Source organism: Streptomyces sp. NPDC028711 (genome assembly GCF_055565415.1).
Window position 1 is genome coordinate 260478 of the sequence record NZ_JBVHUJ010000011.1, and the last position, 13626, is coordinate 274103.

Consider the following 13626-nt stretch of genomic DNA (forward strand, 5'->3'; position numbering starts at 1 on the left):
GGGGGTTCACGGGATGCGTCCTCTTCTCGTCTCCAGGGGGTGCGGCCGTGGTGCTCAGTAGCGGAGCACGCCGGCGATGCGGTCCATGTCGATCAGGGTGTCGTCGCGGACGAACTGGACCTCGGCTCCGGTGTCGAGGGCCCGTTCGACGATCTCGTCGACCATGTCGTCCCGTGCCTCGGCCTCGGAGGGCTCGGCGGGTTCCAGATGCCCGCCGTCGTCCCGTACGACGGTCCGGTAGTGGTCCTCGACGGCGAGCAGCCGGACCCGGCCCTCCTTCACGGCCTGCCACACCTCGTCGATCCCGCCGGCGAACTCCCTCCGTCCCCTGGCCGTGTCGAGCTCGGCCACGACCGTGGTGGACGCGGCGGCCTCGCGGGCAGCGCGGGCGGGCTCGACGGCCTCCCGTACGGCCTCGGCGGGTCCGCGCGCGAGCCCGCCGCGCCGCACGGGCGTCGTGCCCGGCTGGAGCGGCCCGGTCTCCTCCAGGAGCGCGAGGGCGGCGGGTTCGCCGATCACGTACAGCGGGCGCGGCCGGGAGGCGAGGACCGCGCGCAGGGTCTGGTGGGCGTCGCGGAGGAACTGGCGGGTGGCCTCGTCCTGGAAGGTGCTGGGGAGGTCGCCGACGCGCTGTTCGCGTTCCGCGTCGGGGTCGTCGAGGTCGCGGACGAGCGGGAAGCCGTCCGCGGTGTGTTCGGTGAACCGCGCGGCGTCGCCGCTCCACAGCGAGACCCGGTCGGCGGCCACCGCGAGCGTCCAGCAGGGCTGTTCGGCTGCCTGGGCGGCGACGAGGTTCCGGGTCAGGAAGGTGTCGGCGAGGACGACGCGCTCCGGGACCGTGCGGCCCACCGTCCACACGTGGTGCTCCCCCTGGGCGACGAAGATCACCAGGCCGTCCTCGGCGTGCGCGAGGTCGATCTCGGCGACCGCCCTGCGCAGCTGGTCCAGGACGTCGTCGCGCCGTTCCCGGGTCACCGCGGGGTCGTCGTGGACCGCCTTCTCCGCCGCAGCCACGAGCTTGCGGAGGCGTACGGGGTCCTGGGCGTTCTCCGGCTCGCGGCGGTGCGTCGGCATCACGAGCGACACGGCGGGGTACGGGCGGGGCTGGCGCAGCTTCGCGAGCGCGTCGCTGCTGAGCGCGGGGTCCATGGGGAAGCCTTCCTTGCGGGTTCCGGCGGTGCCACGGGCGGGCGGGGCGGATGCTGCCGGCGGGGCGGGTGCCACGGGCGCGGCCGGGCGGTTGCTGCGGGCGGGGCCGGCGGGTGCGGCGGGGCTACTGGGGGCCGGCGAGCTGGTCGGCCAGTTCCTTCTCGTCCTCGTCGCTGAGCGAGGTCTTGAGGACGGTGCCGCCGTGCGGCTGCATGGCCACCGTGAACTTGTCGTCGGTGATCTTCGAAGCCATGATCACGACGGCGGCCGAGCCGGGCTTGAGGAGGTCCTCCACCTGTTGGCGGAACCGGTCGTCGATCCCGGACCTGCTGATCCTGCCGACGAGGCCGCCGAGGGCCGCGCCGGTGAGGAGTCCGACGCCGGGCAGCAGGAAGAGGATTCCGAAGATCGTTCCCCACAGGGCCCCGGACGCCGCCGAGACGCCGACGATGCGGCTGGTGGTGTCGACATGGGTCCTGCCGTCCCCGTCGACGGAGACGACCGCGAGACCGTTCAGATGCACCACGTAGTCCCTTTGCAGGTCCTGCACGGTGACGAAGGCCCGCTGGGCCACCTCGGGATCCTCGTATCCGATGACGATGAGCTCAGACATTCCCGCCTCCTGTCGCGGCGACCGCTCGCCGGACGTCCGCGTCACCCTTCCGCGGAGAGACCGTGTGACCTCTCCGAGGGCCACAAAAGGTCATCTTGTCCCGATATGTAAGGCCTCGCGACTCGGTCGTCGCCTCAACGGGCGTACGGAGGGATCCCGGCGGCTGCCCCGGGTGCTCACACGGCGCCCGGGGCCGCTGTGTGACCGGTGTTACGGACCATGATCGGCCCGGTTGACATGGGCGTAACGGGTGTTCCGTAGGGTCGGGGCTCGAACGGTTCCACAGAGAGGCGCCCGGTGACCCCACAGGACTCGGCGGACCCCCGGGGCGGTACGGCCGAACAGGTGCGGACCGTCTGCTCGTACTGCGGTGTCGGATGCGGACTGCTCCTCGACATCGGCACGGGGCCCGACGGGCGCCGTACGGTTCTCAGGGCGACGGGCGACAAGGACCACCCGGCCAACCGGGGGCGGCTCTGCACCAAGGGCGCCACCACCGCCGACCTGCTCGCCGCCCCCGGCCGGCTGACCACCGCGCTCGTACGGCGGGAGCGCGGCGCCGGCCCCGTGCCCGAGGACACCGACCGGGCCGTGACCGAGACCGCCCGCCGGCTGCGGGCGATCGTCGACGAGCACGGCCCCGACGCGGTCGCCCTCTACGTCTCCGGCCAGATGAGCCTGGAGGCCCAGTACCTCGCCAACAAGCTGGCCAAGGGCTTCATCGGCACCAACCAGATCGAGTCCAACTCACGGCTGTGCATGGCGAGCGCCGGCACCGGCTACAAGCTCTCCCTCGGCGCCGACGGACCGCCCGGCTCCTACGACGACCTCGACAAGGCCGACGTCTTCCTCGTCATCGGCTCCAACATGGCCGACTGCCACCCCATCCTGTTCCTCCGCATGATGGAGCGGGTCAAGGCAGGGGCGAAGCTGATCGTCGTCGACCCCCGGCGCACCGCGACGGCCGAGAAGGCCGACCTCTTCCTGCGGATCCGGCCGGGCACGGACCTCGCGCTCCTCAACGGGCTGCTGCACCTGCTGCACGAGAACGGGCACACCGACCCGGACTTCGTCGCCGCGCACACCGAGGGCTGGGAGGCGATGCCGCCGTTCCTCGCCGACTACCCCCCGGCCACGGTCGCCCGTATCACCGGCATACCCGAGGACGACATCCGTACCGCCGCCGAGTGGATCGGCACGGCGGCCGAGTGGACCAGCTGCTGGACCATGGGACTCAACCAGTCCACGCACGGCACCTGGAACACCAACGCCCTGGTCAACCTGCACCTGGCGACGGGCGCGATCTGCCGCCCCGGCTCGGGCCCCTTCTCCCTGACCGGCCAGCCGAACGCCATGGGCGGCCGCGAGATGGGCTACATGGGCCCCGGCCTGCCCGGACAGCGCTCGGTCCTGGTCGCGGAGGACCGGGCCTTCACCGAGGAGCTCTGGGACCTGACGCCCGGCACGATCCGCGAGGACGGCTCGGGACAGGGCACCGTGGACCTCTTCCGGCGCATGGCGGACGGCGAGATCAAGGCCTGCTGGATCATCTGCACCAACCCGGTCGCCTCCGTCGGCAACCGCTCCACCGTCGTCGAGGGCCTGCGGGCCGCCGAACTCGTCATCACCCAGGACGCCTTCGCCGAGACCGAGACCAACGCGTACGCGGACATCGTCCTGCCCGCCGCCCTCTGGACCGAGACCGAGGGCGTCCTGATCAACAGCGAGCGCGGCCTCACCCTCACGCGGCCGGCCGTCGACCCGCCGGGCGAGGCCCTCGCCGACTGGCGGATCATCGCCGGCGTCGCCCGCGCGATGGGGTACGAGAAGGCGTTCTCGTACGACAGCGCCGAGGACGTCTTCGAGGAGATCCGCCGCGCCGCGAACCCGAAGACCGGATACGACCTGAGCGGGGTGTCGTACGAGCGGCTGCGCGCCACCCCCGTGCAGTGGCCCGCCGCGCCCGGGGGCCCGGCGCGGAACCCGATCCGGTACGTGGCCGGCGACGGGACCGGTCCCGTCTTCCCGACGCCGAGCGGCCGGGCCGTCTTCCACGCCCGGCCGCACGTCGAGCCCGCCGAGATGCCCGACGACACGTATCCGTTCGTCCTCAACACCGGCCGTCTCCAGCACCAGTGGCACACCCTCACCAAGACGGGGAAGGTCGCCAAGCTCAACCGGCTCAACCCGGCGCCGTTCGTCGAACTGCATCCCGAGGACGCCCGCGCGCTCGGGATCGCGGAGGGCGACCCCGTGGAGATCGCCTCGCGGCGCGGCAGGGCCGTGCTCCCCGCGGCGGTCACCGACCGGGTCGCACCGGGCAGCTGCTTCGCGCCCTTCCACTGGAACGACCTGTTCGGCGAGGACCTGTGTGTCAACGCGGTCACCCAGGACGCCGTCGACCCCCTCTCCTTCCAGCCCGAACTGAAGGTGTGCGCGGTGGCGCTGACGAGGGCGTCGGCTCCGGCGGCCCTTGTTCCGGCGGCTTCGGCTCCTTCCGTTGTTCCTTCCGTTGTTCCTTCCGACGTGGTCCCTTCCGCCGTCGTCCCTTCCGCCGGGGTTCCTCAGGTGGTGATTCCGAGCGGTGGCCTGCCGCCCGGGCCCGCCGCCGCCTTCGGCCTCGAACCGGCCCCGCCGCCCGTCCTGACCGCCGAGGAGCGCCAGTACCTCGTCGGCTTCCTCGCCGGCCTGGAGACGGGCGCGCCGGGTGTGCCCGTCCTGCCGCCCGGCGCGCCGTTCCGCGAGGACCACGCCCGCTGGGTGAACGGTGTCCTGGCCGGTCTGTACTCGCGCGCCCCGGGGGCCAAGGAGGCCGCCGGAGGCGCGGACCTGGCCGGCCGTGAGGTCGTCGTGCTGTGGGCATCGCAGACCGGGAACGCCGAGGTCTTCGCCGCCGCCACCGCCGAGCGGCTGCTCTCGGCCGGTCACCGGGCCGCGCTCGCGGGCATGGACGAGACCGATCTCGGAGCGCTGCCGCCCACCGCCGATCTCCTCCTGATCACCAGCACGTTCGGGGACGGGGACGCGCCCGACAACGGCTCCGGCTTCTGGGACGCGCTCGCCGCGCCCGACACCCCGCGCCTGGACGGGCGCCGCTACGCCGTACTCGCGCTCGGGGACTCCTCGTACGGCGACTTCTGCGGGCACGGGCGGCGTCTCGACCGCCGTCTGGACGAGCTCGGGGGCGTCCGTCTGGCACCCCGTACCGACTGCGAACCGGACTACGAGCCCTCGGCGCACGCCTGGCTCGACCAGGTCCTCGCCGGTCTCTCCGACGCGGCGCCGGCTCCCCCGGTCGCGCCGGTCCCGGCGACCACCGTCCCCGCGCGGCGGTCCGGGCCCGCCACCACACCCGCCCGGCTCGTCGGGAACCGGCTCCTCAGCCTGCCGGGCGCGGGCAAGGAGGTACGCCGGTTCACCTTCGACACCAGCGGGACCGGGACACCGCTCGGCTACGAGAGCGGGGACGCCCTCGGTGTGCAGCCGGTGAACTGCCCCGAGCTCGTGGCCGAATGGCTGGCCGTGACCGGGCTCGACGCCGACGTCCCCGTGGAGCTGTCCGGCTCCGGCTCCGTGCCCTTCGGCGAGGCCCTGCACCGCCATCTCGACATCACCCGTGTCACCCCCGCCCTCCTCGGCTTCGTCACCGAACGGACCGGCGACCGGGATCTGAAGCGGCTCCTGCGGCCCGACAACAAGGACGGCCTCGCGCAGTGGACGTGGGGCCGACAGGCCGTGGACGTCCTGGCCGAGCACGCCGTCCGTGCCGCCGCGCAGGAGTGGGCCGACGTGCTCGGCAGCCTGAGGCCCCGGCTGTACTCGACCTCCTCCAGCCCGCTCACCGACCCCCACCGGGTGTCGCTCACCGTCTCCGTCGTCCGCTACGAGAACCTGCGCGGCCGTCCCCGCAAGGGCGTCTGCTCGCCGTTCCTCGCCGATGCCGAGCCGGGCGCCCCCGTCCCGGTCTTCGTCCAGCGCGCCCCGCACTTCCGGCCCCCGGCGGACCCCACGACCCCGATGGTGATGGTCGGTCCCGGCACGGGCGTGGCACCCTTCCTCGGCTTCCTCGACGAGCGCCGGGCGCTCGGCCACCGTGCTCCGAACTGGCTCTTCTTCGGCGAGCAGCACCGCGCCACCGACTTCTACTACGAGGAGGAGCTCACCGCCCTGCTCGCCGACGGCACCCTGGACCGCCTCGACACCGCCTTCTCCCGCGACCAGCGCGCCAAGATCTACGTCCAGGACCGGTTGCGGGAGCACGGACCGCAGCTGTGGTCGTGGCTGCAGTCCGGCGCGCACTTCTATGTGTGCGGCGACGGCGCCCGGATGGCGAAGGACGTCGACCGGGCGCTGCGCGACATCGCCGTCGCCCACGGCGGACTCGACGAGGAGTCGGCGGGCGTGTACGTCAAGCAGCTGGCCGCCGACAAGCGGTACGTCCGGGACGTGTACTGACTCCTGCCGCTCCCGGGGTGGTGGGGTGTCACCCGCTTGCCGGTCCCCAGGTTGACGCTAATGTCGATATATGGCCACATGCGTCTCCTGGGGCCCGCGGTCACGCGGCGGCGGGACGGGGGCGTACGGAAGGAGCCTCCCATGACCCGTACATTGCGTGGCGCGATAGCCCTGGCCGGAGCGACGGCCCTCTGCCTGGGAGCGGTGGCGACCAGCGGGGCCTCCCAGCCGGCGTCGGAGGCGCAGGGCGAGGTGCGTATCGGCCTGCTGCTGCCGGAGAGCAAGACCACGCGGTACGAGAAGTTCGACCGGCCGTACATCGAGGCCAAGATCAAGGAGCTGGCGCCCGACGCCCAGATCGACTACTACAACGCCGCCGAGAGCGCCACCACCCAGCAACAGCAGGTGAACACGGCGCTCGCCAAGGGCGACAAGGTCCTCATCCTGGACGCCGTGGACGCCAAGTCGATCCAGTCGTCCGTGCAGAAGGCCAGGGACGCGGGCGTGAAGGTCGTCGCGTACGACCGCCTCGCCCAGGGCCCGGTCGACGCGTACGTCTCGTACGACAACCGCAAGGTCGGTGAGCTGCAGGGCAAGGCGCTCCTCGACGCGCTCGGCGACAAGGCGGAGACCGGCCAGATCGTGATGCACAACGGTTCGCCGACCGACCCGAACGCGGCGGAGTTCAAGGCCGGGGCGCACTCTGTTCTGGACGGCAAGGTGAAGATCGGCAAGGAGTACGACACGCCGAACTGGGACCCGAACAACGCCAACCAGCAGATGTCCGGCGCGATCAGCTCCCTGGGCAAGGAGAACATCGTCGGTGTCTACTCGGCCAACGACGGACTGGCGGCCGGCATCGCCACCGCCCTCAAGGCGGCGGGCATGAACGTGCCGCTGACCGGCCAGGACGCCCAGCTCGACGCGATCCAGCGGATCCTGCTCGGCACCCAGACGATCACGGTCGAGAAGCCGTACAAGCCGGAGGCCGACATCGCGGCCACGATGGCCGTCAACCTCGCCGAGGGCAAGCCGCTCCCGGCCGACCTGACGCCCACCACCGTCACCAGCGGCAGTGGCGAGAAGGTGCCGGCCAATCTGCTGACACCGGTCGTGGTCGACAAGAACAACATCAAGGACACCGTCGTGAAGGACGGTCTGTACACGGTCCAGGAGATCTGCACCCCGACGTACGCCGCGGCATGCAAGGAGGCCGGCCTCCAGTAGCCGCGCGGCTTGCCAACCGGTGGGGTGGAGCGGCCCGCGCGAGCGGGCGAGCGGAGGAGGCGGTTCCTTTGCCGGAGTCAGCCGTGCTCACACTGCGGGGGATCTCCAAACGGTTCGGCGCGGTCCAGGCGCTGAAGGACTTCGACCTGGACGTGCACGCCGGTGAGGTGGTCGCGCTCGTCGGCGACAACGGCGCCGGGAAGTCCACCGCCGTCAAGGCGATCGCCGGGGTGAACCCGCCCGACGAGGGCGTCATCACCTGGGAGGGCCGGCCGGTCTCGATCAGCCGGCCGCACGACGCCCAGAACCTCGGGATCGCCACCGTCTACCAGGACCTGGCCCTGTGCGACAACCTCGACGTGGTCGCCAACCTCTTCCTCGGCCGGGAGCTGCGCCGCTTCGGCGTGCTCGACGAGGTCCGCATGGACCAGCGGGCGCGCGAGCTGCTCGACACCCTGTCCATCCGGATCCCCAGCGTCCGCATCCCCGTCGCCTCCCTGTCGGGCGGTCAGCGTCAGACGGTGGCGATCGCGCGCTCGCTCATCGGCGCGCCGAAGGTCGTCATCCTCGACGAGCCGACCGCGGCCCTTGGCGTGGAACAGACCGCGGAGGTCCTCGACCTGGTCGAACGGCTCCGCGGGCAGGGTCTCGGCACCATTCTGATCAGCCACAACATGGTCGACGTGATGGCGGTCGCCGACCGGATCGCCGTGATGCGCCTCGGCCGGAACAACGGCTTCTTCGACAAGCGCTCCACGACCACCGAGGAGATCATCTCCGCCATCACGGGAGCCAGCGACAGCGCCGTCACCCGCCGCCAGGCCCGCAAGCGGGAGGAGGAGCGATGAGCCACGACCGAGGCCGCGCCGAGCCCCCGGCCGACAGGTCCGGCACCGGCGACGCCGGCGCCCAGGAACCGGCACCCGGTGCCGTGCCCGCCGTCGACACGCGCCTCCTCGTCCGCGAGGAGGGGATCAAGGGGTACGTGGGCGAGTTCCGGCGCAAGATGCGCAGCGGTGAACTGGGTTCGCTGCCCGTCGTGCTCGCCGTGATCATCATCTGGACGGTCTTCGGCAGTCTGAACAGCACCTTCCTCTCCGCCCAGAACCTCTCCGACCTCAGTCAGCAGATCGTCGGCACCGGCATGATCGCCGTCGGCATCGTCTTCGTGCTGCTGCTCGGTGAGATCGACCTGTCGGTCGGCTCGGTCAGCGGGCTGTGTGCCGCGATCTTCGCCGTACTCAACGTCCTGAACGGCATGAACGAGTGGCTCGCGCTCCTGGTCGCCGTCGCGGGCGGCGCGGTGGTCGGCCTCATCCACGGGTTCTTCTTCGCGAAAGTCGGCGTACCGGCCTTCGTGGTCACCCTCGCGGGCAATCTCGCCTGGAACGGGCTGATGCTCCAGGTCCTCGGCACCAGCGGCACGGTCAACATCCCGAGCGAGAGCATCGTCTCCCGGCTGTACTCGACGATCTATCACAGCCCGGCCGCCGCCTATGTGACGGCGGCCGTCGGGGTCGGGCTGTTCCTCGCGGCCTCGCTGCTCGATGCCCGGCGCCGTCGCGCGGCCCGGGTGCCCTTCCGGCCGGTCGCCGAGATCGTGCTGCGTACGGTCGTCATCGCCGCGCTCGCCTTCGCCGCCGCGTACATCCTCAACCGGTACCAGGGGCTTCCGCTCGCGCTCCTGATCTTCCTGATCCTGCTCGTGCTCCTGGACTTCGTGCTGCGGCGCACCACGTACGGCCGGCGGATCTTCGCGGTGGGCGGCAACATCGAGGGCGCGCGCCGGGCCGGCATCAGCGTGCCGTTCGTACGGATGTCCGTCTTCTCGATCGCCGGGACGATGGCCGCGATCGGCGGCATCTTCCTCGCCGGTCAGATCCAGTCCGCGAGCCAGACCTCCGGCGGCGGCAACCTCCTGATGAACGTCATCGCCGCCGCCGTCATCGGCGGCACCAGCCTCTTCGGCGGACGCGGCTCGGTCTGGTCCGCGCTGCTCGGCGCGCTGGTGATCGGCTCCATCCAGTCCGGGATGAACATCATGGGCGTGAGCAACGCCGTCCAGTTCATGATCACGGGATCGGTCCTGCTTGCCGCCGTGGTCGTCGACTCCCTGTCCCGGCGGAGCCAGAAGGCGGCGGGCAGGGCGTGACGCGGGGGGCCTCCCGGTGACGCCGGTCGGGCGCCGGTCGGGTGAGGTGGCCGACGTATCCTCGCCCCGGGGCGCCCGAACGTGGGGCGGAAGAGGGCGAAAGAGGACGGCACAGGTGGCGGACGCACGCGGGACCGGCTCGACGACCGGGAGTGGCGGTGGGCGGTCCGCCGACGGGAGGAAGCCGATCGAGGTACCGGCTCCGGAACCCGCACCTGTGCCGCTCGGTACGCGCGCGCGTGAGGCCGTTCTTCAGCGCATCGTCGACCGGCGGTACGCCCAGGGGGCCCGTCTCGTCGAGCGGGAGGTCGCCGAGGAGCTGGGCATGTCCCGCGTACCGGTGCGCGAGGCGCTCCGCGCACTCGTCACCGAGGGGCTCCTCGAACTGCTCCCGCACAGCGGCGTCCGCGTGCGCCGCCTCGAACGCACCGATGTGGAGCATCTGTACGAGGTGTGGGAACCGCTGGCGGTGCAGGCGTCCCGGCTCGCGGCGAGGGCTCGCGCGGCGGGCGACACCGAGGGCCTCGCCACCCTTCGGGCCGCGCTCCAGCAGGCCGAGTCGGCCGCCGCGGCGGACGAGGGGCCGCGCGAGGTGGCCGCGCACACGGCGTTCCACGAGCGCGTCGTGGCCATGGCCGGCAACCCGCTGCTCGCCCGCACCATGGAGCAGCTGAGCTGGCAGCTGCGGCTCGTCTTCGGCCTGCGCGAGGAGCCGGCGCACATGCGGGCCCAGCACGCCGAGATGTACCGGCACATCGAGGCGGGGGACGCGGAGGCGGCGGCGGCGAGCACGCTGCTGCACGTACGGGACAGCAGGTCCGTGGCTCTGCGGTCCCTCTTCGGCGACGCCTGAACCTCTTCGTATACCAGGCCAGGCCTTTTCGTATCCCCGACGTCGGTCTCCTGTTCTCGAAGGGGACGTTTCACCCTCAGGGGATCTTCGGCCTTGTCGGTCACCGCACGGTTGGTATACAAAACAGGGAAGCCCTCGGCCCACTCCCCCAAGGAGCACCCATGTGCGTCGAAGCCACCCCGCCGCCCTCCGCCAGGCTCACCCGCCGCGGCGTCCTCGCCGGAGCGGCCGCCCTCGCCGGCACCGTGGCCGCGGCCGGACCGGCGGCGGCCGAGGCCGGCCCGGCCGCCCCCGGTCGGCGGCTCGCCGCCCCCGCGCGGCAGGGCAGCCTCGTCATCCAGGGCGGCATCCTCCTCGACCCGGCCACCGGCGAGGTCACCGAGAACGCCGTCGTCGTCATCGAGGACGGGCTGGTCCGCGCGGCCGACCGCCGGGGCGCCGTCGCCGTTCCCCAGGGCGTCGAGGTGCTCGACGCCCACGGCCGCTGGGTCCTGCCGGGCCTGGTCGACGCGCACATCCACCTCAGCACCGTCGGCGAGGCCCGCGACGCCGTCCGCAAGGGCGTGACCAGCGCCCGCAGCGGATCGACCGCCTTCTACCAGGACATCGCGGTCCGTGAACTCGCCCGGCACAGCCCCGTCCTCGCACCCCGGCTGAGGGCGGCGGGCGTCTTCGTCACCCCGCATCTCGGCGACACCGTGCTCGCCGACGCCGACCTCACCCCGCTCGCCCGCCTCAGGGACGGCGTGCGTTCGGCTGAAGCCCTGCGCCGCGTCGTCGAGGTGAACCTCGCCCGGGGCGCGGATGTGATCAAGACGCGGGTCAACGAACGGGCCGGCCTGCCGGAACAGGACCCGCTCGCCCAGGTCTACTCGCACGAACAGCTCGCCGAGATCGTCGCGGCCGCCCGGCGGCGGGGCAAGGGCGTCCTCTGCCACAGCTACAGCGAGCAGGGCTGCCACGACGCCGTCACGGCGGGCATCCGCTCCCTGGAGCACGGCGCGTTCGTCGGCGAGCGCACCCTGCGCGAAATGCGGCGCAGGGACACGTACTTCACCCCCACGCTCACCGCCATCGCCGGTCTCGCCGCGTCCACGGACCCGGTGCTCGCCGAGCGCGGACGCGCCTACCTCCCGGTGCTGAAGCGAGCTGTCCTCGCCGCAAACGAACTCGGCGTCCCGCTCGCCGCCGGAACCGACTCGTCGGGCGGCACGGTGGACCCGATCGGCGGAGAGGTCGAGCTGATGCGCGCCGCCGGACTGCCGGCGCTCGACGCGATCCGCACGGCGACGACGGGCGCCGCCCGCCTCCTCGGTCTCGCACGCACGGCGGGCCGCCTCGCGCGCGGCTTCGCGGGCGACGCGATCCTGGTGGACGGCGACCCGCTCGCGGACGTCACCGTACTCAAGCGACCGCTGGGCGTGGTGCGGGCGGGCGTCCTGGTCTGAGGCGGAGGCCTGGGGCGGATGCGGTGACCTCGCGCACGGGAGGGGTCGCGGCAGCCCGTACCGCAGTACGTCCCCACCGGTCTCGTACGTGAAGCGGCACCTGATCCGCCCGGTCGCCATCGCCCGCTGCGAGCGGTAACCCCGTACCCGTACCGCACTTGGGCACATCCATCCCGTACGGGTCGCCGCCCGTGCCCCGTACCCCCACTTCGTCTCACCGTCCCCCTGAGGAGTCCCCATGCAGCAGACCCCGTCGTCCCCCGGCGCGCTCTCCCGCCGCACGATGCTCGCCGGTGCGGCCGCTCTCGCCGGTACGACGACCGTGGCGGCCGCCGCGGCCGCGTCGCCCGCCCAGGCCGTGAGCGCGTCGGCCTCCGCGTCCTCCGCCTCCTCCGCCGCCTCCGTCGGCGCGAAGGGCGCGGCGGGGCGCGGCGCGCGGGACGTGGTCTTCCGTGACGTGCGCCCGTTCGGGGCGGCGAGGGCGACGGACCTCGTGGTCGTCGACGGCCGCATCTCGGACGGTCCGGCGCCACGCGGCGCGAAGGTCGTCGACGGTGGCGGCAGGATCGCCCTGCCGTCCCTCGTGGACGCCCACATCCACCCCGACAAGACGACCTGGGGCGGCTCCTGGGTGTCGCGCCGGCCGGCGAGCGGCATCGCGGACTACGTCGCCCAGGACGTGGAACTGTTCCGCAGCCAGCGCCGCCCCGTCGGGGAGCGTGCGTACGGGCTGATGTCGCACGCCGTCGCCCGGGGCACCCGCGCGATGCGCGCCCACGCGGACGTGGCCCCGGCGTACGGTCTGGCCGGGGTCGAAGGCGTGGCGGAGGCCCGTGAGCGGCTGCGGCACGCCCTCGACGTGCAGATCGTCGCCTTCCCCCAGCACGGTGTCGTCCGCACCCCGGGTACGGCGGCGCTGCTCGAGCAGGCGGCGCGCGAGGGGGTCATCGACATGATCGGCGGCATCGACCCGATCGGTTTCGACCAGGCTCTCGACGAGCAGCTCGACATCGTCTTCGGCATCGCGGACCGCCACGGCGTCGGCGTGGACATCCACCTGCACGACCGCGGCGAGAAGGGCATGCGGGCGATGCGCGGCATCGTCGAGCGGACGCGTGCCCTCTCGCTCGCCGGGAAGGTCACCGTCAGCCATGTGTTCTGCCTCCCGGGCCTGACGGACAGCGAACTCGGCTCCCTCGCGGCGGACTTGGGGGAGCAGGACATCGCCCTCACGACGGTCGCACCGTCCGACTCCCTGGTCCTGCCGATCGCCCGTCTGCGCGAGCACGGCGTGCGGGTCGGGCTCGGGTCGGACGGTGTGCGGGACTCATGGAGCCCGTTCGGCAACGCCGACATGATGCACCGCGCGCATCTGCTCGGCTGGGTGACGGACGTACGCCTCGACGAGGAGCTGACGGACTGCTACGGCGTCGCGGCGCACGGGGGCGCGGACGTGATGGGCCTCGACCACGCCGACTTCACGGCGGGCGCCCCGGCCGACTTCGTCCTGGTCCGGGGCGAATGCCTGCCGCAGGTCGTCGTGGACATGCCGCGCCGCGACATGGTGGTGCACGGCGGTGTCGTCGTGGCCCGCGACGGGGAGTTCCTGGCCTGAGCCTCGGCGGCCGGGCCGGGCCCCCCCCCCGGGGCCGGGCGGCCCACCCCCGCCACACCGTATGCCGGGGGTACGCGCCAACACGATTGGCCGGGGGGTGAGCGGCAAACGCGG

At 72.6% G+C, this 13626-nt stretch carries 9 protein-coding genes; 7 read left to right on the forward strand and 2 right to left on the reverse strand.

What is annotated here, in order from left to right:
• Window positions 1–54 precede the first annotated feature (54 nt).
• Entirely contained in the window at window positions 55–1149 is a 1095-nt protein-coding gene (locus tag ACZ4VK_RS29775) for a baeRF3 domain-containing protein (protein ID WP_468358674.1), read from the reverse strand.
• Window positions 1150–1273: 124 nt separating this feature from the next.
• Window positions 1274–1762 (reverse strand): DUF1269 domain-containing protein, encoded by a 489-nt coding sequence (locus ACZ4VK_RS29780; protein ID WP_468358677.1) that lies wholly within the window; start codon window positions 1760–1762, stop codon window positions 1274–1276.
• 297 nt (window positions 1763–2059) lie between these two features.
• Between ACZ4VK_RS29780 and ACZ4VK_RS29785 the strand changes: the two genes are divergently transcribed.
• The 7 genes from ACZ4VK_RS29785 (at window position 2060) to ACZ4VK_RS29815 (ending at window position 13512) form a co-directional block, all read left to right on the forward strand.
• The gene (locus tag ACZ4VK_RS29785) at window positions 2060–6217 is read left to right on the forward strand and encodes a molybdopterin-dependent oxidoreductase (RefSeq protein WP_468358680.1); all 4158 of its coding nucleotides are present in this window, start codon (window positions 2060–2062) and stop codon (window positions 6215–6217) included.
• A 141-nt stretch (window positions 6218–6358) separates the two neighbouring features.
• Window positions 6359–7444, forward strand: a complete 1086-nt coding sequence (locus ACZ4VK_RS29790; protein WP_468358683.1) for a sugar ABC transporter substrate-binding protein — start codon at window positions 6359–6361, stop codon at window positions 7442–7444.
• Between the two features lie 83 nt (window positions 7445–7527).
• Window positions 7528–8292, forward strand: a complete 765-nt coding sequence (locus ACZ4VK_RS29795) for an ATP-binding cassette domain-containing protein (protein ID WP_468358686.1) — start codon at window positions 7528–7530, stop codon at window positions 8290–8292.
• Window positions 8289–9596: a sugar ABC transporter permease gene (locus tag ACZ4VK_RS29800; RefSeq protein WP_468358689.1), complete on the forward strand. Its 1308-nt coding sequence runs from the start codon at window positions 8289–8291 to the stop codon at window positions 9594–9596. Before ACZ4VK_RS29795 ends, ACZ4VK_RS29800 begins: the two co-directional genes overlap by 4 nt.
• A gap of 187 nt (window positions 9597–9783) precedes the next feature.
• On the forward strand, window positions 9784–10449 hold the full coding sequence (locus tag ACZ4VK_RS29805; protein ID WP_468358837.1) for a GntR family transcriptional regulator: 666 nt from the start codon (window positions 9784–9786) through the stop codon (window positions 10447–10449).
• 161 nt (window positions 10450–10610) lie between these two features.
• A complete protein-coding gene (locus ACZ4VK_RS29810; RefSeq protein ID WP_468358692.1) occupies window positions 10611–11897 on the forward strand; it encodes an amidohydrolase family protein in 1287 nt (428 codons plus the stop codon).
• Window positions 11898–12135: 238 nt separating this feature from the next.
• On the forward strand, window positions 12136–13512 hold the full coding sequence (locus tag ACZ4VK_RS29815) for an amidohydrolase family protein (protein ID WP_468358695.1): 1377 nt from the start codon (window positions 12136–12138) through the stop codon (window positions 13510–13512).
• The last annotated feature ends 114 nt before the right edge of the window (window positions 13513–13626 follow it).

Excerpts from the sequence above, each read along its gene's own strand:
- ACZ4VK_RS29775 (WP_468358674.1), bottom strand. The coding sequence starts at position 1,149 with ATGGACCCCGCGCTCAGCAGCGACGCGCTCGCGAAGCTGCGCCAGCCC.
- ACZ4VK_RS29780 (WP_468358677.1), bottom strand. The coding sequence starts at position 1,762 with ATGTCTGAGCTCATCGTCATCGGATACGAGGATCCCGAGGTGGCCCAG.
- ACZ4VK_RS29790 (WP_468358683.1), top strand. The coding sequence starts at position 6,359 with ATGACCCGTACATTGCGTGGCGCGATAGCCCTGGCCGGAGCGACGGCC.
- ACZ4VK_RS29800 (WP_468358689.1), top strand. The coding sequence starts at position 8,289 with ATGAGCCACGACCGAGGCCGCGCCGAGCCCCCGGCCGACAGGTCCGGC.
- ACZ4VK_RS29810 (WP_468358692.1), top strand. The coding sequence starts at position 10,611 with ATGTGCGTCGAAGCCACCCCGCCGCCCTCCGCCAGGCTCACCCGCCGC.
- ACZ4VK_RS29815 (WP_468358695.1), top strand. The coding sequence starts at position 12,136 with ATGCAGCAGACCCCGTCGTCCCCCGGCGCGCTCTCCCGCCGCACGATG.